This is a genomic window from Asanoa sp. NPDC049573 (assembly GCF_040676615.1).
In the GTDB taxonomy this organism is placed as follows: domain Bacteria; phylum Actinomycetota; class Actinomycetes; order Mycobacteriales; family Micromonosporaceae; genus Asanoa.
This window is the reverse complement of the sequence record NZ_JBFAPI010000005.1, coordinates 400,601-421,096: the sequence shown is the minus strand read 5'-3', so window position 1 is coordinate 421,096 and position 20,496 is coordinate 400,601. Positions and strand designations below refer to the sequence as shown.

The following is a 20,496-nucleotide window of genomic DNA, read 5'->3' as shown; positions in this document are numbered from 1 at the left end:
GGTGGTTGACACATTCCACCATCCCAACCTAGTTTGGTGAAATCGATTACAGGCCGTCGCCCCTGGAGACTTCGTGAATCAAGCCGGTCTCGGCTCGATCGCGCGCCTGCGCGCGGTCCAGACCCGATCCATCAGCCCGGAGAACTTCGACGGCGGCCCCGGCGGTGGCGGCCGCGCCACCGAGGGCACCGGCGCCGCCTGCGCCCGCGACCTCGGTCCGGGCTGGAAGATCTCACCAAGCGTCGACATCGCGCCCGGCGCCATCTTCGACCTGGCGAACATCGACGGCCCGGGGCAGATCACCCATATCTGGATCACGACCCACACCGACAACTGGCGCACGCTGCTGTTGCGCGCCTACTGGGACGGCGCCGCCGAGCCCGCCGTCGAGGTGCCCTACGGCGACTTCTTCGGCCAGGGCTGGGGCCGCTTCGCTCAGATCAACTCGCAGCCGATCGCCGTCAACCCGCACGGTGGCTTCAACTCCTACTGGCCGATGCCGTTCCGGTCGGGCGCCCGCCTCACGCTCGAGAACCTGTCCACCGTGGAGGTCCGGGTCTACTACCAGATCACCTTCGAGACCGGCGGCGACTACGCCGGCCTGGGCTACCTGCATGCCCAGTGGCGGCGCAGCAACCCACTCGAATACCTGACCCCGCACACCATCGTTGAAGGCGTGGAGGGTCAGGGCCAGTACGTGGGCACCTATCTGGCCTGGGGCGTCAACAGCAACGGCTGGTGGGGCGAGGGCGAGGTGAAGTTCTACCTCGACGAGGACGAGGAGTACCCGACCATCTGCGGCACGGGCACCGAAGACTACTTCGGTGGCGCCTGGAACTTCGACGTGCCCGGCCGCGGCTACACGGAATATTCGACGCCCTATCTGGGTCTGCCCCAGGTCATCCGCCCCGACGGCCTCTACGTGAGCCAACAGCGCTTCGGCATGTACCGCTGGCACCTGCCCGACCCGATCCACTTCGCACACCGGCTGCGCGTCGACGTCCAGGCCCTCGGTTGGCGTTCGGGCTGGCGCTATCTGCCGCTGCGCGACGACATCGCCTCGACCGCTCTCTTCTACCTCGACCGGCCCACGGCACGCCGCCCGCGCACGCCCAGCGCCGACGACATGGAGGTCCACCTGGGTAGCGCGCCGGTGCCGGACATCGGAGCACAACCGCCGCGCCCGCCCGCATAAGGCAACCGCCGGGGCGGGCGCACCACAGGGAGGAGAACCGCTGTGCCGCACCCACCCGGAACGACGACGCGCGTCCTGACGGCGGCCGCCGTGCTGGCCGCCACCGTCGCGGTGACCGGCCAACCGGCCGCCGCCACGTCAGCACACACCCCGGCGACCCTGGTCCAGAAGGTCACGGGACCCGACTCCCCCAACAACACCTGGGGGCGCTGGAACGTCAAGGCCACTGACCTCGGCATCATGTGGGACAACGGGTCAGGCCAGGTGCTGACCGCCTTCGGCGACACGTTCGGCGACGCATGGGTCGGCCCCGGCGGTGGCGGGTTCGGTCCCGGTGACGTCAACTGGCGCAGCAACGTCCTGCTTCGCTCGACCGACACCAACCTCGCGGACGGCATGAGCTTCGCGAGCGCCGTCACGGGCGCCGACGGCCGGGCCCGCGAGGTCGTGCCGGGTCTGCACCAGGACAACGAGGCCGGCGGTGAGGTCACGAAGATTCCCACGGCCGGCATCGCCGTCGGCAGCCGCCAGTACCTGTCGTTCATGTCGGTGCGGCGCTGGGGCGTGCCCGGCCAGTGGGACACCAACTACGCCCGGATCGCCTACTCCGACGACAACGGCACGACCTGGGTCACCAGCGGGACGCCGACCTGGTCCAACCCCTCGGGCACCAACCACTTCCAGCAACAGGCGTTCGTCCGCAACGGCGGCTACGTCTACGTCTACGGCACGCCCAGCGGCCGCACCGGAAGCCTGTACCTCGCCCGCGTGCCCGAGGCCCAGGTGCTCACCCAGAGCGCCTACCGCTACTGGAACGGGACCTCCTGGGTCGCCACCGAGTCCGCGGCCGCCGCGATCGTCTCCGGGCCGGTTTCCGAGCTGTCGGTGCGCTACGACAGCTTCAGCGGCAAATGGCTGATGATGTATCTGCGCGGTGAGGACATCGTGCTGCGGGCGGCCACGGGCCCTACGGGGGCCTGGGGCACGCCGCAGATCGCGGTCAGCTCGGCCGACTACCCCGGCCTCTACGGCGGATTCTTCCATCCCTGGAGCGCCAACGGCCAGCTCTACTTCCTGATGTCGCAGTGGAACCCGTACAACGTCTATCTGATGAAGCTGTCCGTCAACACCGCCGGCCAGATCGTCAAGGCGAACCTGGTGGGCGACCCGAGCTTCGAGCGTGGCGCGCTCAACGACTCGGGGACGGCCGGCTCATGGGCGTGCACGGGCAACTGCGGCATCGACAACGCGCGGTGGGGCTACTCCGGCGACCGCAACGCGTTCGCGCGCTACAACAACGGTTGGCACGACGTACACCAGACCGTGCCGGTAGCCGCTAACACCAGCTATCAGCTGTCCGGGTTCCTACGCACGTCGCCCAACAGCGACAACGGCTTCTTCGGCGTACGCACGACGGCGAACGCGGTCATCGGCGAGGCCAACTTCCAGGCGGTGGGTCCGTGGACCCGCTTCACCGTCACGTTCAACAGCGGCGCGCGCACCGCCGTCGTGGTCTATGCCGGCGTCTGGACCGATCACGGCGACATCTGGGTCCAACTGGACGACTTCTCACTTTCCGCGGTGTGACCCGCGGGCAGGCCCGCCTCTTGTTCCGCGGAGGCGGGCCTGCATACACCCGCTACTTCATGCCGCTGATCCGCACACCGTTGACGATGAACCGCTGGAAGATGAGCAGCAACAGGATGGTCGGCAGCGACGCGAGCGTCGAGCCGGCCATCAGCATGCCCCAGTCGTTGCCACGCGCTGAGCGGAAGTTGCCCAGGAACTGCATGATCTGGGTCAGGTTCGGATCCGTGATCGTCAGGATGGGCCACACGTATGCGTTCCAGTAGGCCAGATACGATGCGATGCCGACGACGACGAACGGCGCTGCGGACTGGGGCAGGAACAGCCGGAGGAAGATCTGCCACCGACTGGCGCCGTCGATCATCGCGGCCTCCTCGACCGCCACCGGGAAGTTCAGGTAGTACTGCCGCAGGAAGAACATCTGAGCCCCGGAGGCGACACCCGGGATGATCAGCACGGCCAGCGTGTTGAGCATGTTGAGCTTCGTGACGACCATGAAGGACGTCAGCATGATGGCCATCATCGGGATGAACATCGGCATGACACAGTAGACCCACCACATCCGCTTGCCGCGGAACTCGAGGCGGGCGAAGGCGTACGCCGCGAGCGAGTTCACGGCCAGGCTCAGCGCGGTGAAGATGAGCGCGCCGGCGAAGGTGACGCCCATGGCGCGCACGAACTCCGGGTCGCGGGCGATGTTGACGTAGTTGTCGAAGCGCCACATGTCCGGGAAGAACTGGAACGGCGAGCGCAGCACCTCGGTGCGGCCCTTGAAGCCGGCGATGGCCATCCAGGCCAGCGGGAACAGGATGCTGGCGCTGATCAGCACGACGAGCACGGCGGACGCGCTCCGCTGGAAAACACGCAGTGTCATGGGTCTCCTAGCCGTCGATGGCCTTTTCCGACCGGACGAGCCGGAAGACGACCGCGGAGATCGCGCCGATCACCACGAACAGCAGCAGCGCGGCGGTCAACGAGTAGCTGGTCGCGTACGGGGTGACGTCGCGGAAGGTGTTGAAGATGTAGAGGTTCGGGGTGTTGGTCGCCTCCGACGGCCCGCCGTTCGTCATGATGAGCGCCAGGTCGATCATCTGGATCGCCAGGGTGAAGCCCGTGACGAACAGGTAGAGCAGGACGTTCTTCAGCAGCGGCAGCGTGATGCGGAACAGCCGCTGGAAGTAGTTGGCGCCGTCCAGCGCGGCCTGCTCGTAGTAGCTCTCCGGTATGTCGAGCAGCGCGGCCAGCAGGATCAGCGTGGTGATGCCGAAGCCGAGCCAGATCCCCGGCACCGCGATCGCCGGCAGCGCGAGCTGCGAGTCGTTGAGCCAGTTGACCGGGCCGACGCTGAGCAGGTTGAACAGCCAGTTGGCCACGCCCTCGTCCTGGTACATCAGCAGGAACAGCACCGACGCGACCACGGTGGACACGACCGTGGGGAGGTAGACAGTGGTCTTCATCCAGCCCGCCGCCCGCTTGCCCAGCGACTTGATGAAGGTGGCCAGCAGCAGGGCGATCACGATCATCGCGGGCACGGTCAGCACCGCGTAGTAGAGGCCGACGATGATCGAGTGCCAGAAGTCGGAGCTCTCCAGCACGTACCGGTAGAACTGGGCACCGACGAACGTGGAGCCCTTGTAGAAGTTGATTTCGTAGGTGCTCAGGTAGACCGAGTAGACCAGCGGCCACATCACGAAGATGCCGAGCAGGATCACCATCGGGGCGATCATGAGGTAGGCGGTGCGGTTGTCCTGGCGGCGCGAGGTTGTGGCGCGGGCACGCCGCCGCGCCGATCCGGCGGAATCCGTGGATCGGGGCGACGGCGCGAGGGTGGGTGTCAGGGCCACGGCGAATCCCTTGAGAGGTCAGGCCCGGGGACGCCGGCCATGTGCGTCCCCGGGCGGTCCCGGCTACGGGAGATCAGCGTTGGGGTGCGGTCCCCGCGAGGGACTGCTTCTTGATGATGTCGTTGATCTCGGAGTCGGCCTTCTTCAGGGCGGCCGCGACGTCGGCGTTGCCCTTCATGGCGGACTCGATCGCGGTGCCGAACGCGAGCGCGATCTCCCACGGGTAGGCCGGCTCCGCCTTGCCGTACGGCACGACCTTGTCCGAGATGGTCTTCATGAACGGGTCCGCGGTGGCGTCGGGGTTGGTCTCCAGCGCACGGTCGACCGAGGCGCGCACGGTGTACTTGGAGAAGCCGCTGGCCTTGAAGAAGTCCGCCATCAGGGCCGGGTCGCCGGCCAGCAGCCAACCGATGAACCCGGCCGCCTGCTCCTTCGCCTTGGACTTGCCGTCGACGGTGAGCGTCCAACCGCCGAGGGTGGCCGTGGGCTTGGTCTGGTCGCCGTCGATGGAGGGGAACGGCGCGACCGCAGTCTTCTCGATCATCGCCGGGAACTCGTTCTTGAGCTGGCCCACGACCCAGGAACCGCCGGCCATCATCGCGACCTCACCCTGACCGTACGGCGAGCCGTCCGCGTAGCCCACCTTGGGCTGCTTGGGCATCACGCCGCTCTGGTAAAGGCTCCGGTAGAAGTCGAGCAGCTGGGCGAAGCAGGAGTCGGTGGCGACCGACTTCGACCAGTCGTCAGCGACCGGCAGGTGGCCGCAGGCGTTGTACTGCAGACCCCAGCTCGACCAGCCGAGGTCGGCCGGGATCGACGCGATCGTCATGCCCTTGACCTTGCCGCTGGTCAGCTTGGTGGCCCAGGTCGACAGCTCCGACCAGGACTTCGGCGGGTTGGCCGGGTCGAGGCCGGCCGCCTGCACGAGGTCCTTGCGGTAGTAGAGCACCGTCGAGGGTTCCACCAGCATCGGGTACGCGAAGTGCTTGCCGTTGATGGTGACGAAGTCCTTGACGTTGTCCTTGATGTCGGTGAACGCCTCGGCGGGCAGTAGCCCGTCGAGCTCCGCCAGCTCGCCGTTGGCCGCGCCAGCCGGGATGTTGCCGTAGCTGGTAGTGGCCACGTCGGGCGCCTTGCCGGCGGCCTGGGCCGCCTTGAGCTTCTGCGCCCAGGTGTCGGCCGGCACCACCTGGAGCTCGACCTTCACCTTGTCCTGGGTCTTGTTGTACGCGTCGACCTGCTTCTTGAACCAGGCCTGCTGGTAGTCCTCGAACTGCTGCTGCCAGAAGGTGACGACAGTCTTGCCGTCAGTCGTCGTCGTCGCCTCGTCACCACCGCTGCCGCAGCCCGCCAGGGCCAGCGAAGCGGCAAGAACCGTCGACACGATGGCCGACGTGATATGCCTTTTGCTCACCGTTCCTCCTCGATGTCGTGCCCTGAAGCGGGCTGACGCGCGGTCAGCCGTGTACCGAGAGTTGTCGCGGAAGGTCGCTATCCACTGCGGACATGCCGGTCGGGCGACGCCGGCCCAGCTGGCGAAACATCGATGACCCAGCCGTCATGTTGTCCAGCACTTTCCGTATCGAAAGCGAAGTTGGCTCGTAGTAGACATGATGTAATCGATTTCGTCAACAGCCCCGTAACATGCCGTTCACTGGAGCTGCGATCCCTTGTGCAGGCCCTGCGAAACCGATTACACGGACGTGCCGGCGAGTGCGCATCCACATCGGACCTGCGGCCACACTCGCAGCCGGTTTTAGCCCGGCCTTCTTCGGAGACCGGATCATCGGCGCCATCCTGTTCGCCACCAAGACGCGGTCGTCCGTCAGTTCGCGGCCTCGACGACCTGATCAGTGCGGGGGGTTGTCACTCGAACGGCGAATACCAAGCATCCCAAGGTGGACGTAGCGTCTGTTCGTGCACCATCCGCGCGGACCGGTCGTCTCGTCGCATCAGCGGCAGCGCAGCCTGCTGGTGACGGTCGCACTTGTCATCGCGGGGTTGGCCATCGTGATCAGCCTGGCCGGCATCGTGCTCGCCGCCCTCGCCCTCGGCCGCGGCACGGCCGGCGCCGCGGGCCCGGCCACACCGGCCGGCGAGGTCACGACAGCGGCAGCCACTCCGTCGACGTGGTGATCTCGGTCAGATAGTCGAGGTCGGGCGTCACGCCCAGGCCCGGGCCGGTGGGCACCGCGACGTGGCCGCCGTCGAGCACGAACGGCTCGGTGATGTCGCGGGCGAAGTAGCGGTCCGACGCCGAGGTGTCGCCGGGCAGGATGAAGTTGGGCAGCGCCGCCAGCGCCACGTTGGCCGCCCGGCCCAGGCCGGTCTCCAGCATCCCGCCACACCAGACCGGCACGCCGTGCGCGGCGCAGACGTCGTGCACCCGCCGGGCCTCCAGATAGCCGCCGACCCGGCCGGGCTTGACGTTGACCACCGAGGTGGCGCCCAGCGCGATCGCGTCGGCCGCGGCCCGGGCCGAGGTGATCGACTCGTCGAGGCAGACCGGGGTGCGGATCAGCAGGGCCAGGGCGGCATGGCCGCGCAGGTCGTCTTCGGGCAGCGGCTGCTCGATCAGCAGCAGGTCGAACGGGTCGAGGCGGGCCAACTGGCGGGCGTCGGCCAGGGTGTAGGCGGTGTTGGCGTCGACCTGCAGGAGCAGGTCGTCGCCGAAGCGCTCGCGGACGGCGCGGACCGGTTCGACGTCCCAGCCCGGCTCGATCTTGAGCTTGATCCGCACATAGCCCTGGGCCCGGTAGCCGTCCACGGCGTCGAGCAGGGCGGGAATCGACGACATGATGCCGACCGAGACGCCCGCCGGCACGGAGGTGCGGACGGCGCCGAGGTAGGCGCCGAAGGACGTGCCGGAGTCGCGCAGCGACAGGTCGAGCAGCGCGGTCAGCACGGCCGCCTTGGCCATCGGGTGGCCCTTGATCCGGTCGAGGGCCGCCTCCAGCCGGGGCACGGTCAGCTCGCCGGCCTTGGCCAACGCGATCACCTCGGGCAGCAGGAAGCGGCGGATCACCTCGGCCGCGCCGTCGACGTGTTCGCTGGAGTAGAGCGGCTCGGACATGGCGACGCACTCGCCCCAGCCCTCCGCGGTCTCGCCCACGGCGCGGACCAGCAGCACGTCGCGGGCGGTCTCGGTGCCGAACGAGGTGCGGAAGGGGCTCACCAGCGGCATCGCGATGCGGCGGAGCTCGAGACCACGGAGGTTCAAGACTGGTTCCTTTACTCGGCTTCCATGACGTACCAACCGTCGCGGGCCATCCCCGCGATCCGGTATCCGGCTTCGAATGCCGCGCACAGCGCGTCACCGACCTCTCTCCGCCAGGCGACGGCGAGGGGCGGGTCGGTGCCCCGCATGGCTTCGATGTCGATCGGCACGGCGACCAGCAGCGGCCGGCCGTCGTAGATCGCCTTGCCGGGGTTCGGGCGACCGAAGTCGTCGCGGGCGAGGGCCACCTCGGCGCCGGCGGCGTACACCGCCTGCATGTTGATCTCCCGGGTGTCGCCCGCCGCGGCCGCGATCGCCTCGGGCGAGGCGACGTCCCACTGGATGTAGAGACGGTCGCTGGTGGCGTCGCCGGCGTTGATCCCGTCGGTCATCCGGCCGTAGAAGTCCGGCAGGTACTTGACCGCACGGGCGCCCAGCTTGTGCAGGTTGAAGTAGGCGTTGCGGCCGATCAGCGGGTCGAACGTCCAGTGCACCGACTCGATCCGCCGGTCGAGTGCCCAGGCGCGTTGATGCAGCTTGATGGCGTGCCCGGCGCCACGACTCTGGGTCGCCGGGTCGACACCGGTGATGTGCGAGTGCAGGTGGTCGATGCCGAAGAACGCGACGGCCGCACCGATCAGCGTCTCACCCCGGAAGGCACCCACCACGTAGTTGCCGGCGTAGGCGAGCGCGCGCATCATCCGCGCGTCGAGCAGCTGGCTCGGTGAGTCGGCCCGCCAGATCCTGCCGAACAGCTGTGCCGCCTCTTCGTGCGCCGCCGGATCACGCAACTCGCGCACGCTGATGCCCAGCCGGGCCGCGGCGGCGGTCGCGACCTCTTTTGCCTCCGCGATCAGCTCGTCCACCCAGCCTCCCGTTGTGCAGACCGAGTCCTTACTTCAACAGGTGAACCGGTCTCGTGTCGAGGCTACCGTCGGTAATTGATGCTTTTCTTTACGTTGCCCCGGCCTTGGCAAGGCGCCCATTTGGCGCAGTTTCGCCGATACCGGGTGATACTGGATCTTTGATCTGGCGGCCTGAACGCAGCTTAAGGCATGATTGTTACTGCTCGGTATGTGTGATGGTGAACATCGGTGGGGAATCCTCGCACGGGAGGTGACCATGCCGGAGCGGACCACGGTGACACTGCCCGACGGCGTGCGGCTCCACGTCGAGGTGAGCGGGGCCGACGAGGCACCCGTCACGGTCCTGCTGTTGCACGGCTGGACCCTGGACACCCGCACCTGGCACCGACAGCTCGTGGGGCTCCCCGAGGCGCTCGGCCGGCCGGTGCGGCTGGTGGCCTACGACGCCCGCGGGCACGGCCGCTCCGACGACACCAGCCGGACCGGCGCCACCCTGGCCCAGCTCGGTGACGACCTGGCCGAGGTGATCGCCGCCATCGCTCCCACCGGCCCCATCGTGCTCGCCGGTCACTCGCTGGGCGGCATGACGATCATGGAGTTCGCCCACGGGCATCCGAAGATGTTCGCCGACCGGGTGGCCGGGCTGGTCTTCATCTCGACCACCGCCGAGGGACACACCCACACGAGGTACGGACTCCCGCCGCGGATCAGCCGCATCATCCGCCTCGCCGAGACCACCGGCGCCGGCATCCTCGCCCGCGGCGGCTCCTGGCGGGTGCACCGTTACGTGCTCCGCGCGCTCGCCCCGTCGTTGCGCTGGCTGCTGTTCGGCAACCGATGCGCCGCCGAGGACCTGATCGTCACCACCGCCGCGGTGGCGAGGGCCCAGCTCACCGCGATCGGCGCGTTCCGCTCGTCGGTCGGCGAGCAGCAGCGGTTGGCCACGCTGGCCGCGCTCGGCAACCTGCCCGCCGCCGCGCTGGTCGGCGACCGCGACCGGCTCACTCCCCCGCCGTGCGCCGAGTCGATCGCCGGCGCGCTGCCCGACGCCGAGCTGACCGTCTGCCCCGGCGCGGGCCACATGCTGATGCTGGAGCGCCCCGCCATCGTCACGGCCGCCCTGGCCGAGGTGACCCGGGCGGCCCTCGGCGACTATCTCGACCCGGCCGACCTACAGGCCGCTTGACGGCTCGCTGACGACCACGCGGTCGAGCTGACCCAGGAACCCGGGCCCGAAGGCGGTCGCCGGGGTGTGCGCGCCGGGCGGGGCGGCACCGCCGGCCTTACCGCCGGTGCCGGCCAGCAGATGCTCGGCCGCCCGGTGCACGGCGTCGGCGGTCAGGTCGTAGGCGTTGGGGCCGGTCAGCGTCGCGGTGCGGATCTCGCCGGCCGGGTTGCGCACCTCGCCCCAGACCTCGCACGTGGTGGCCGCCCGGGTCTGCGCCGACGGGCCGGGCGGCTGCCGCTTGATCGCCCGGGCGGCCAGCGCGCGCACCGGCGCGAAGCGGATCAGCTTCTGCAGCAGGCCCGGCGCCGGTGTGCGGGTGTAGACGACGATGTCGCCGATCCCGGTCGAGCGGTGCGCCGTGACCAGGTCGCCCCAGGGCACGGCGCCGACCCGGCGGACCTTCGACGGGAACGGGACCTCGCGGGCCGGGGTGCCGATCGGGGTGGGCACCAGCGTGCCCGCGACCCGCCGCCAGCCGCCCTTGGCGTTCATGGCCAGCCCGGTGGTCGCGGTGCCCCGGCTGAGCCCGCCCGGCGCGACGAACGCCAGCTCCAGCGCGGTGGCGTCGGGCAGCGCCGCGTGTAGGAGATTGGCCAGGCAGTCCGTGGGTACGACATCGAAGCCGGCCCCGGTCAGCAGCACCACCCCGGCGGCCCGGGCGTCGGCGTCGCGGGCCAGCACGGCCTCGAACACCGGAAGCTCGCCGGTCACGTCGAGATAGTGGGTGCCGGTGTCGAGGCAGGCCTGCACCATCGGGCCGGAGGTGGCCACGAACGGGCCGGCGCAGTGGGCGACGACGTCGACCTCGGCGAGGTGCTGGCGGGCGGCGGCGGCGTCACGGAGATCGAAAACGACGTGGTCGAGGCCGAGCTCGTCGGCGAGGGCGCGGACCGCGGCGGCGTTGCGGCCGGCGAGCAGCGGGCGGGAGCCGCGGCTGACGGCCAGCCGGGCGACCAGGTCGCCGGTGTAGCCGTTGGCGCCGTAAATCATCCATCGTTGATGCGACACCGCACCACCGTAAGGGCTCGACCGCAATCCTATCGAGGTGCGAGGACGGGCACATCGACCCGGTTACCGATTCGTCCCGACCCGACGACCCGTACTCTCGTTCGGGTTGGCCGCGCGACCCGCGGCCGATCCATCGCGCGAGGAGCAGTCCGCTTGACCGACGTCACCACCCTCCAGCAGGAGATCGCGACCGAGCAGAAGCACGTCGACCGGGTCTACGCCCGGGTCGCCGAGCTGCGCGCGGAAGCCGCCCGGGCCGAGCGCGAGGGCTACCGGCAGGCGTCGGTCGGCAACTTCGGCGCGCTGGTCGAGCGTGACGCGTTCGTGTTCCACGCCGCCCGGCGGCGCTATCTGCTCGACGCCGAACACGAAGGGCTGGTCTTCGGCCGCCTCGACCTGCGCGGCGGCTCCACCTTCCACGTCGGCCGGCTCGGCGTCCGGGGCGAGAACGCCGAGACGCTGGTGGTCGACTGGCGGGCGCCCGCGGCGGCGGCGTTCTACCAGGCGACCGCGGCCGAGCCGCAGGGCGTGATCCGGCGCCGGATGATCCAGTCGTCCGGCGAGAAGGTCACCGGCATCGAAGACGACCTGCTCGACCCCGACGCGGCACCCGAGCAGATGCGGGTGGTCGGCGACGGCGCGCTGCTGGCCTCGCTGTCGAAGGCGACCGGGCGCGGCATGCGCGACATCGTCGCCACCATCCAGCAGGAGCAGGACCAGGCGATCCGCTCCCCCGGCGGCGGCGTCACGATCGTGTCCGGCGGCCCCGGCACCGGCAAGACCGCGGTGGCCCTGCACCGCGCCGCCTACCTGCTCTACTCCGACCGCAACCGGTTCGCCGGCGGCGGCATCCTGGTGGTCGGCCCGTCGACCGTGTTCGTCGAATACATCGCGTCCGTGCTGCCCTCGCTGGGCGAGGAGTCCGCGACGCTGCGCTCGCTCGGCACGCTGGTGCCGGGCTGGTCGGCCACCCGCACCGACCCGGGCCCGGTCGCGGCGGTCAAGGGCTCGCTGCGGATCCGCCGGGTGCTCGAGCGCGCCTCGCACGACGCGGTTCCCGACGGCCCGACCTCGCTGCGCCTGCTCTACCGGGGCACGCTGCTGCGGCTCGACCGCAACGCGCTGGACCGGATCCGGACCCGGGCGTTGCCCCGCGGCGCCCGCCGCAACGAGGTGCGCCGCGCCGGCATCGACGGCCTGTTCGACGCGCTCTGGGCACAGGCGCTGGAGCAGAAGATCCCCGGCCTGCCGAAGCGCGCCGAGTTCGAGGACACCCTGGCCGAGCGGGAAGACTTCCGCTCGTTCATCAAGGAGTGGTGGCCCCGGCTGCGCCCCCGGCACGTGCTGGCCTGGCTGGGCGACCCCGCCCGGCTGCGCCGCTACGCCCAAGGGCTGCTGTCGGCGGCCGAGGTCGACCTGCTGACCGGCGCCTTCGACCTGGAGAACCCGACGATCGCCGACATCGCCCTGCTCGACGAGCTCGACGAGTTGCTCGGCCGGCCCAAGCAACCGGCCCGGACGCAGCGCAACCCGTTCCACGTCGCGGGCGGCGTCTACGAGGTGAGCACGTCCGGCGAGCGGGCCCGCGCGGCCCGGGCGGCGGCGACCCAGCGGCCCGACGACTACCGGGAGTACGCCCACGTGGTGGTCGACGAGTCGCAGGACGTCACCCCGATGCAGTGGCGGATGCTGGGCCGGCGCGGGCGGCTGGCGTCCTGGACGATCGTCGGCGACCCGGCGCAGACGGCCTGGACCGGCGACGCGGAGGAGCTCGACCGGGCCCGCGACCGGGCGCTGGGCTCGCGGGCCCGCAACGCCTACTCGCTGACCACCAACTACCGGAACTCGGCCGAGATCTTCGAGGTCGCGGCGGCCGAGATCCGCACGATCGCGCCGGACCTGCCGCTGCCGGTGGCCGTGCGGTCGACCGGTGTGCCGCCCGTCGCGCTGTCGGTGCCCGCAGCCTCGCTGCCAGAGGCGGTGCGTTCCTCGGTCACCGACGTGCTCGGCGAGGTCGAGGGCACGGTCGGCGTGATCACGCCGGTGGCCCGGGTCGGCGAGGTCGCCGGCTGGCTCGAGGAGATCGGCGACTCCCGGCTCCAGGTGGTCACCAGCCTGCAGGCCAAGGGCATGGAGTACGACGGCGTCGTGCTGGTCGCGCCGGCCGAGATCCGCGCGGGTGGCCCGGCGGGCGTCCGCACGCTCTACGTCGCCCTGTCCCGCGCGACCCAGCGGTTGGTCACCGTGGACGTCACCGCCTGACGGCGACCGCCGGGCGGCTGGGGCCGCGCGGCGACCGCCGGGCGGCTGGGACCGCGGGGCGACCGCCGGGCGGCTGGGACCGCGCGGCGACTGCCGGGCCGCTGGAGCCGCGGAGACGGTCGGGCGCGGCTCAGCCGACCTGCGGCGGCGGGATCGGCGCACCGCTCGCGAGCAGGTCGATCAGGGCGGTCAGTCGCTTCTTCCGGGCGGCCGGGCTGGGCGCGCTGGTCAGCTTGAGGATGACGGCGTAGCGGCCGGTCCTGTCGAGCGCGGCGAACCGCGCGGCCGCGGCCGGGCTGTCCGCCAGGGCCGCGTCGAGGTCCTCGGGGCTTTTCGCGTCCCGCTGCGACGGGTAGGCGGCCGCCCAGCGGCCGTCGGCCTTGGCCGCCTCGATCTGGGCGAAGCCGGCCGGCCGCATCCGCCCGGCGGCGAGCAGCGCCTCGGCACGGTCCACATTGACCTGCGACCAGCGCGCGCCCCTGCGGCGGGGTGAGTAGCGCTGGAGGAAGTGCGCTGCGTCGAGCCCGCGCCGCTGGCTGTCGATCCAGCCGAAACAGATCGCCACGTCGCCGGCCTCGTATGCGGAGATGGTCGGCGCCGGCGCTCCCTTCTTGGCGATCGTCAGCCACGCCTCGCCGGCGCTGTCGTGGTGCTCGGCCAGCCACGCCTCCCACTCGGCGACGGCGCGAAAGGTCATCGGCTCCATACCGGCGACCCTACCCACCGTGGTCCGCGGGTCGGGAGACCATGACGGGATGGAGCACGCGGGGCACGACCCGGGCCAGTTCCGGCGGAAGCTGTGGCTGTCGCTGGCGTTGACCCTGCCGATCGTGGTGACCAGCGACTCGGTGATGGACTGGTTCGGCTATTCGATCGACTTTCCCGGGATCGACTGGGTCGGGCCCGTGCTCGGGTCCGTCGTCTTCCTCTACGGCGGCTGGCCGTTCCTGGCCGGCGCGGTCCGGGAGGTCCGCGACCGCGCGCCCGGGATGATGCTGCTCATCGCGATGGCGATCACGGTGGCCTACGCCGCCTCGCTGGTCACCTTCGCCGGCGCGTTCGACCTCGACTTCTGGTGGGAACTGGCCGCACTGGTGACGATCATGCTGCTCGGCCACTGGCAGGAGCTCAAGGCCGTCGGCCAGGCCCGCGGCGCGCTCGCGGCGCTGGCCGCGCTGCTGCCCGACGACGCCGAGCGGGTCACCGGCGACGGTGTCGAGACCGTGCCGGTGTCCGCGCTCGCGCTGGGCGACGTGGTGCTGGTGCGGCCGGGCGGCCGGGTGCCCGCCGACGGCCGGGTCGTCCTGGGTTCGGCCGAAGTGGACGAGTCGATGATCACGGGCGAGTCCAAACCGGTGCCGCGCGGGCCCGACGACCGGGTGGTGGCCGGCACGGTCGTCACCGACGCCGCGCTCCGGCTGCGGGTCGACGCGCTCGGCGACGACACCGCGCTCGCCGGGATCCAGCGGCTGGTCGCACAGGCCCAGGCGGCCGGCGGCCGGGCCCAGGCGCTGGCCGACCGGTTCGCGGCGTGGCTGTTCTACGTCGCCACCACGGTCGGGGTGCTCACGTTCGTCGCCTGGTGGGCGGCGGGCGACCTCGACGAGTCGGTGTCGCGCACGGTCACCGTGCTGGTGATCGCCTGCCCGCACGCACTGGGGCTGGCCATCCCGCTGGTCGTCGCGCTGTCGACGGCGCTGTCGGCGCGGGCCGGCATCCTGGTCAAGGACCGGCTCGCCCTGGAGCGGATGCGGCTGGTCGACGCGGTGCTGTTCGACAAGACCGGCACCCTGACCAAGGGCGCGCACACGGTCACCGCGGTGGCCGCGGTCGACGGGGTGACCGAGGAGCAGGTGCTGCGCTGGGGCGCCGGTGTCGAGGCCGACAGCGAGCACCCGCTGGCCAGGGCGATCGTGGCGGCGGCCGGCGGACCGACCCCCGCGACCGACTTCCGCGCGCTGAGCGGGCGGGGGGTGCGGGCCACGATCGACGGCACGACGTATGCCGTCGGCGGGCCGGCCCTGCTCCGCGAGCTGCGGATCGAGGCGCCGCCCGGCCTGGGTGCCGGCTGGGCCGACCGCGGCGCCGCGGTGCTGCACCTGGTCCGGCTGACCGGAACGTCGCGGGTGCTCGGCGCGTTCGCCCTCGAAGACGAGGTGCGGCCCGAAGCCCGGGAGGCGATCAGGCAGTTGCGCGCGGAAGGCATCCGGACGATCGCGATGATCACCGGCGACTCCCGCGCGGTGGCCGGGTCGGTCGCCGCGGAACTCGGCTTCCGGCCCGGCGTCGACGAGGTGTTCGCCGAGGTGCTGCCGGCCGACAAGGACCGCGCCGTCGCCGACCTGCAGTCCCGCCGGCTGCGGGTGGCGATGGTCGGCGACGGCGTGAACGACGCGCCGGCGTTGGCCCGCGCCGACGTGGGCATCGCGATCGGCGCCGGCACCGACGTCGCGATCGAGTCCGCCGGCGTGGTGCTGGCCTCGTCCGACCCGCGCGGCGTGGTCGGGACGATCCGGCTGTCCCGGGCCGCGTACCGCAAGATGATCCAGAACCTGATCTGGGCCGCCGGCTACAACGTCGTGGCGATCCCGCTGGCCGCGGGCGTCTTCTTCTGGGCCGGGGTCACGCTGAGCCCGGCCATCGCCGCGGTGCTGATGTCGGCGTCGACGATCCTGGTGGCGCTCAACGCCCAACTCCTGCGCCGGGTCCGGCTCACTCCGTCATCGCCGTCGAGCGGCTGACCGACTCCCACTCGGAGACCTCGGCCAGCAGGGCGGCGTGGTGCTCGCGCAGGCCGTCGACCGCGTCGCTGCCGAGCAGCAGGCGCAGCGGCGGCCGGTCGCTGTCGATCGCCGCCAGGATGGCGGCCGCGCCCTTCACCGGGTCGTTCGGCTCGGCGTCGGTCAGCTCCACCGTGAACCGGCGGGTCGCGCCGGCGGTGTCGCGGTAAGCGTCCAACTCGGCCGTGACGTGCTTGTTGTTGTTGAACTCGGTGCGGAACGCGCCCGGCTCGACGATCAGCACCCGCACGCCGTGCGGCGCCAGTTCGCTGGCCAGCGTCTCGGAGAAGCCCTCCAGCGCCCACTTGGCCGCGTGGTAGGCACCGAAGGCCGGGTAGGTCTTGCGCCCGCCCAGCGAGCTCATCTGCACGATCCTCCCGCTGCCCTGCTCCCGCATCAGCGGCACGACCGCCTTGGTGACCTCGGCCGCGCCGAAGAAGACGACCTCGAGCTGTTGCCGCAACTCGGCCATCGTGAACTCCTCGACCGCGCCGAGCACCAGCGAGCCGGCGTTGTTGACCAGAACATCGATCCGGCCGTACGTGGTGAGCGTCTCCTTCACCGCCGCCGTGATGGACGCCGGGTCGGTGACGTCGAGGGCCGCGGTGCTGATCCGGCCTTGGCCCTGCTCCGCCAGCGCGGTCAGGGTCTCCGGCCGCCGCGCGGTGGCCATCACCCGGTCGCCGGCGGCCACCGCCGCGAGCGCGAGTTCCCGGCCGAAGCCCGAGGAACATCCGGTGATCAACCAAACGCGACTCTGTGTGTTGCTCCGCATGTCTGCATCTCCCGTTGCATGTCGTCGTGACCACGAACGATGCTGCGGCCAGGGTGCCGGTCACGGCCAACACCGGTTACCTGGCGTAGCGGTAGGTTCAGGCTGTGACCCCTGATCTTCGGCAGTTCCGGTACTTCGTCGCCGTCGCCGAAGAGGCCAGCTTCACCCGCGCCGCGACCAAGCTGCTAATCACCCAGCAGTCGCTGTCGCAGCAGATCAACGCGCTGGAACGGATTCTCGGTGCGAAACTGTTCGATCGCGACAGCCGGGGCACCAAGCTCACCGAGACCGGTGCGTTGTTCCTGCCCGAGGCGCGCGCCGTGCTGGCCCGCGCCGACGCGGCCGTGGCGGTCGCCCGCCGGGCCGGCCGCGGCGAGATCGGCGAGCTCCGGCTGGCGTTCCTGGCCACCACCGCCAACCACCTGCTGCCGCCGGTGTTGCGCACCGCCCGGGACCGCCTCCCCGAGCTGCGCCTGACCACCGCCGAAACGGCCATCGGCCCGCTGGTCGAGGGGATCTTCGACGGGGGTTACGACCTGGCCTTCACCCGCCCGCCGCTGGTCGACGGCCTGGCGGCCGGACCATCGCGACCGAGCAGGTGTGTGCCGTGCTGCCGGAGGGCCACCCGCTCGCCGACCGCACCGAGCTGTCCCTGCGCGACCTGGCCGGCGAGCGCTGGGTGATGACCCCGCGCAGTTCCTGGGAGCCCTGGCACCGCGGCTTCGACGAGAGCTTCCGGGCCGCCGGCTTCACTCCGGACATCGTCGCGACCGACGCCAGCGTGCAGGGGCTGCTCGGCCTGGTCGCGGCCGGCGTCGGGATCACCCGGCTGGGCTCGTCGGCACGCAACCTGCGCCGCACCGGGGTCGTGTTCGTGCCGCTGACCGGCGAGGTCACCCCGACCGAGATGGTCTGGCTACCGGCCAACACCTCCCCCGCGCTGCGCCGCCTGGTCGACGTGGTCACCGACCTGGCCGCCAGCACAGACCTCACCACCGCCGGCTGAGCGCCGTCGGTCCTCGGCCAGCGCGGCGAAGACCGGGAGCCGGCGCGGACCGAGAGCATCGCGGCCGGCGGGCGTCACCCTCGGCCAGCGCGGCGAAGACCGGCCGCCGGGCCGCGGACCGGCACCATCGCCGGCCGGCGGCCGTCAGTCCTCGGCCAGCGCGGCGAAGACCGGGAGCCGGGCCGCGCGGCGGGCCGGGAGGATCGCGGCCAGCAGGGCCGCGCCGGCGGCCGCGAGCACGACCAGGGTGAGCTGGCCGACCGGCACCACCGGCAGGCCGTGCCCGTAGGTGTCGATCAGGGCGGCCGCCGCCACCCAGCCCACGCCACCGCCGAGGGCCACGCCGGCCACCGCGCCGACCACCGCGATCAACCCGGACTCCAGCAGCAGCATCCCCCGCAGCTGGCGGCGAGACAGGCCGAAGGCACGCATCGTCGCCGACTCGCGGCGGCGCTCCACGACCGACAGCGAGAGCGTGTTGCCGATGCCGAACAACGAGATCAGCACCGACATGCCGAGCAGGGCGGCGAAGATGCCGAGCAGCTCGTCGAGCGAGGCGCCCAGCTCGTCGGCCTCGGCGGCGCGGCTGGTGACCTGCACCACGGGATACGCACGCAGCTCCGCGTCGATCAGCCGGGCACCCTCCTGCGTGGACACCCCGGGCGCCAGGTCGACCAGGATCTCCACGGCCGGACGGTCGCCGTACGCCGCGGTGAAGGTGTCGAAACCGACCAGCGCGGAGCCGTCCAGCGGCGAGTCGTCGAAGAGGGCGACCACCCGCAGGGGGCCGAGGGTGCCGAACGGCACCGTCGAGCCGACCGTCAGGCCCCGGTCGGCGGCGTAGCCGCGGTTGAGCGCGACCGTGCCCGGCCCGAGATCGCCGAGCGCCCCCGCGGTCACCTCCGGGCGGATCGCGCCGCGCAGTTGGTCGGGCGGCACCGCCGCGACCCGGGTGCGGTCGCCGGCGAGCGGCGCCTCGGAGCGCACCTCGGCCACCGTCGCGAAGCCGGCGTGGCGGCGCAGTGCCGGCGCGAGGCCCGGCGGCATCCCGGCCCGCATCGACTCGAAGGTGCCGTCGGTGCGGGCCCGGTTGAGGGTGAACTCGACCGGGAAGTTCTCGGTCAGCTCCCGCCCGCTCTGGTCCCGCGCGGTGGCCAGCAGCACCGCGAACAGCGACATCAACGCGACCCCGATGACCAGTGCCAGGGTCGTCGCGGCGGCGCGGCGCGGGTTGCGGCGGGCGTTGGCGACCGCGAGCCGCGGCACGGTGCCGAACAACCGGGCCGGCAGCCAGCCGATCAGGGCGACCAGCGGCGGCACGACCAGCGGGCCGGCGACGACGGCGGCCACGAACAGCAGCATGCCGCCGCCGAGCACCAGCGGCAGCCCGGGGAAGCCGAGCGGGACGCCGCCGACCACCGAGAGGACGCCGGCGGCGGCGAGGATCGACGAGGCGACCACCCGGGCCGTCCGGCGGCCGCCGGCCACCGCCCGCGGCTCGGCCAGGGACGCGTCGCGCAACGCGGCCAGCGGGGCGACCCGGCCGGCGGAGACGGCGGGCACCAGCGCGGAGACCACCGCGACGAACGTGCCGAAGCCGACCGCGACCAGGAACGTGGGCCAGCGGACGACCGGCGTGTGCAGCGGGATGTCGGTGGCGACCAGTTCGCGGCCCCAGATCAGGCCGTACCCGATGACCACGCTCATCGCCAGGCCGCCGACGGACGCGACGATGCCGAGCAGCAGCGCCTCGATCAGCACGGTGCCGGTGACCTGGCGGCGGGTGGCGCCGATGGCGCGCAGCAGGGCCAACTCGCGGGCCCGCTGCGCGGCCAGGATCGCGAACGTGTTGTAGATGACGAACGCCGACACGGTGACCGCGACCAGCCCGAACCCGAGCAGCACGGCGACGAAGCCGGTGACGTACTTGCCGGCCTCGACGGCCAGTTTCTGCCGCAGTTGGGCGCCGGTCAGCACCGGGTACGCGTGCCCGAGCGCCGCCGCGACGCGGTCCCGCAGCACCGTCTCGGAGACGCCCGGCCGGGCGGCGACCACCACCTCGGCGAAGCGTTCGGTGCCGGTCAGCGCGGTCAGTTCGCCGTCGGTGAGCGCGGCCACGGTCGAGCCGCCGTAGAGCCGGTTGACGCCCAGGTCGAGCACGCCGACCAGGGTCAGCGTGCGGGGCTGGCCGGCGGCGTCGAGCACGGTGACCGGGCCGCCGACGGCGAACCCGGCCCGCTCGACGGTGGCCTTCTCCACCGCCACCTCACCCGGGCCGCGCGGCAGCCGGCCGGCGAGCAGGTCGTAGGCGGCCATCGACGGGACGTCGGGCACCGACAGGCCGTAGCCGACGTGTCCGTGGTCCATCATCAGCTTGCCGTCGCGGTCGAGCATGCTCAGCCAGGCCGCCATCCGGCCGTCGACCGCCGCGACACCGTCGATCCCCCCGATGGTCTCCACCGTGTCGCGCTCGGCCAGCAGGGCCGCCGGCTCGACGGCCACGTCGACGCCGCGGGCCGAGCGGGCCAGGTCGTCGTAGAACGCGGCCCGGGCGGTGTCACCGTAGACGAGGGTGCCGGCGAGGAAACCGACCCCGACCATCACCGCGAAACCGGTCAGCACGAGCCGGACGGCGTGCGCCCGGAAGCCGGTGACGGCGAGGCGAAGCAGAGGCCGTTTCACGTCGACCAGTCTGAACAACCGCCACACGGGTCTCGCCGCGCCCCGC

15 protein-coding genes and 1 pseudogene are annotated in these 20,496 nt (G+C 71.7%); 7 read left to right on the top strand and 9 right to left on the bottom strand.

What is annotated here, in order from left to right; genetic code table 11:
* Nucleotides 1–73 precede the first annotated feature (73 nt).
* Together AB0J74_RS14930 and AB0J74_RS14925 are read left to right on the top strand one after the other, a co-directional pair.
* Complete coding sequence (locus tag AB0J74_RS14930) at nucleotides 74–1,195, top strand: glycoside hydrolase family 172 protein (RefSeq protein ID WP_363448276.1); 1,122 nt, start codon at nucleotides 74–76, stop codon at nucleotides 1,193–1,195.
* Nucleotides 1,196–1,237: 42 nt separating this feature from the next.
* Nucleotides 1,238–2,782 carry a DUF4185 domain-containing protein gene (locus AB0J74_RS14925; protein ID WP_363448275.1) on the top strand — a complete coding sequence of 515 codons (1,545 nt, stop codon included), beginning with the start codon at nucleotides 1,238–1,240 and terminating at the stop codon, nucleotides 2,780–2,782.
* A 52-nt stretch (nucleotides 2,783–2,834) separates the two neighbouring features.
* Here AB0J74_RS14925 and AB0J74_RS14920 read toward each other — a convergent pair whose 3' ends face one another.
* The 3 genes from AB0J74_RS14920 to AB0J74_RS14910 all read right to left on the bottom strand — a co-directional run bounded on the left by AB0J74_RS14920 (nucleotide 2,835) and on the right by AB0J74_RS14910 (nucleotide 6,040).
* Nucleotides 2,835–3,656 carry a carbohydrate ABC transporter permease gene (locus AB0J74_RS14920; RefSeq protein ID WP_363448274.1) on the bottom strand — a complete coding sequence of 274 codons (822 nt, stop codon included), beginning with the start codon at nucleotides 3,654–3,656 and terminating at the stop codon, nucleotides 2,835–2,837.
* A 7-nt stretch (nucleotides 3,657–3,663) separates the two neighbouring features.
* Nucleotides 3,664–4,626 (bottom strand): sugar ABC transporter permease, encoded by a 963-nt coding sequence (locus AB0J74_RS14915; protein WP_363448273.1) that lies wholly within the window; start codon nucleotides 4,624–4,626, stop codon nucleotides 3,664–3,666.
* A 73-nt stretch (nucleotides 4,627–4,699) separates the two neighbouring features.
* On the bottom strand, nucleotides 4,700–6,040 hold the full coding sequence (locus tag AB0J74_RS14910; RefSeq protein WP_363448272.1) for an extracellular solute-binding protein: 1,341 nt from the start codon (nucleotides 6,038–6,040) through the stop codon (nucleotides 4,700–4,702).
* A 503-nt stretch (nucleotides 6,041–6,543) separates the two neighbouring features.
* Here AB0J74_RS14910 and AB0J74_RS14905 point away from each other — a divergent pair.
* Nucleotides 6,544–6,762 (top strand): hypothetical protein, encoded by a 219-nt coding sequence (locus AB0J74_RS14905; protein ID WP_363448271.1) that lies wholly within the window; start codon nucleotides 6,544–6,546, stop codon nucleotides 6,760–6,762.
* Here AB0J74_RS14905 and menC read toward each other — a convergent pair.
* Nucleotides 6,728–7,846 (bottom strand): o-succinylbenzoate synthase, encoded by a 1,119-nt coding sequence (menC, locus tag AB0J74_RS14900; RefSeq protein ID WP_363448270.1) that lies wholly within the window; start codon nucleotides 7,844–7,846, stop codon nucleotides 6,728–6,730. The genes AB0J74_RS14905 and menC overlap by 35 nt on opposite strands.
* Nucleotides 7,847–7,857: 11 nt before the next feature.
* The gene (locus AB0J74_RS14895; protein ID WP_363448269.1) at nucleotides 7,858–8,709 is read right to left on the bottom strand and encodes a GNAT family N-acetyltransferase; all 852 of its coding nucleotides are present in this window, start codon (nucleotides 8,707–8,709) and stop codon (nucleotides 7,858–7,860) included.
* A gap of 256 nt (nucleotides 8,710–8,965) precedes the next feature.
* Between AB0J74_RS14895 and AB0J74_RS14890 the strand changes: the two genes are divergently transcribed.
* Nucleotides 8,966–9,895: an alpha/beta hydrolase gene (locus AB0J74_RS14890; protein ID WP_363448268.1), complete on the top strand. Its 930-nt coding sequence runs from the start codon at nucleotides 8,966–8,968 to the stop codon at nucleotides 9,893–9,895.
* On the opposite strand, the gene AB0J74_RS14885 is transcribed toward AB0J74_RS14890, so the two are convergent.
* Nucleotides 9,881–10,945, bottom strand: a complete 1,065-nt coding sequence (locus tag AB0J74_RS14885) for a saccharopine dehydrogenase NADP-binding domain-containing protein (RefSeq protein ID WP_363448267.1) — start codon at nucleotides 10,943–10,945, stop codon at nucleotides 9,881–9,883. The two genes, AB0J74_RS14890 and AB0J74_RS14885, sit on opposite strands and share 15 nt — an antisense overlap.
* 153 nt (nucleotides 10,946–11,098) lie before the next feature.
* On the opposite strand from AB0J74_RS14885, the gene AB0J74_RS14880 reads away from it, so the two are divergent.
* A complete protein-coding gene (locus AB0J74_RS14880) occupies nucleotides 11,099–13,207 on the top strand; it encodes an AAA family ATPase (RefSeq protein ID WP_363448266.1) in 2,109 nt (702 codons plus the stop codon).
* A 130-nt stretch (nucleotides 13,208–13,337) separates the two neighbouring features.
* On the opposite strand, the gene AB0J74_RS14875 is transcribed toward AB0J74_RS14880, so the two are convergent.
* The gene (locus AB0J74_RS14875) at nucleotides 13,338–13,913 is read right to left on the bottom strand and encodes a YdeI/OmpD-associated family protein (RefSeq protein WP_363448265.1); all 576 of its coding nucleotides are present in this window, start codon (nucleotides 13,911–13,913) and stop codon (nucleotides 13,338–13,340) included.
* A 49-nt stretch (nucleotides 13,914–13,962) separates the two neighbouring features.
* Between AB0J74_RS14875 and AB0J74_RS14870 the strand changes: the two genes are divergently transcribed.
* Nucleotides 13,963–15,948, top strand: a complete 1,986-nt coding sequence (locus tag AB0J74_RS14870) for a copper-translocating P-type ATPase (protein ID WP_363448264.1) — start codon at nucleotides 13,963–13,965, stop codon at nucleotides 15,946–15,948.
* Here the strand turns inward: AB0J74_RS14870 and AB0J74_RS14865 are convergent.
* Nucleotides 15,920–16,762, bottom strand: a complete 843-nt coding sequence (locus AB0J74_RS14865; protein WP_363448263.1) for an oxidoreductase — start codon at nucleotides 16,760–16,762, stop codon at nucleotides 15,920–15,922. The two genes, AB0J74_RS14870 and AB0J74_RS14865, sit on opposite strands and share 29 nt — an antisense overlap.
* A gap of 104 nt (nucleotides 16,763–16,866) precedes the next feature.
* On the opposite strand from AB0J74_RS14865, the pseudogene AB0J74_RS14860 reads away from it, so the two are divergent.
* Nucleotides 16,867–17,768 (top strand): annotated as a pseudogene (locus AB0J74_RS14860) (LysR family transcriptional regulator).
* A gap of 144 nt (nucleotides 17,769–17,912) precedes the next feature.
* Here AB0J74_RS14860 and AB0J74_RS14855 read toward each other — a convergent pair.
* Nucleotides 17,913–20,450 (bottom strand): ABC transporter permease, encoded by a 2,538-nt coding sequence (locus AB0J74_RS14855; RefSeq protein ID WP_363448262.1) that lies wholly within the window; start codon nucleotides 20,448–20,450, stop codon nucleotides 17,913–17,915.
* Between the last annotated feature and the right edge of the window lie 46 nt (nucleotides 20,451–20,496).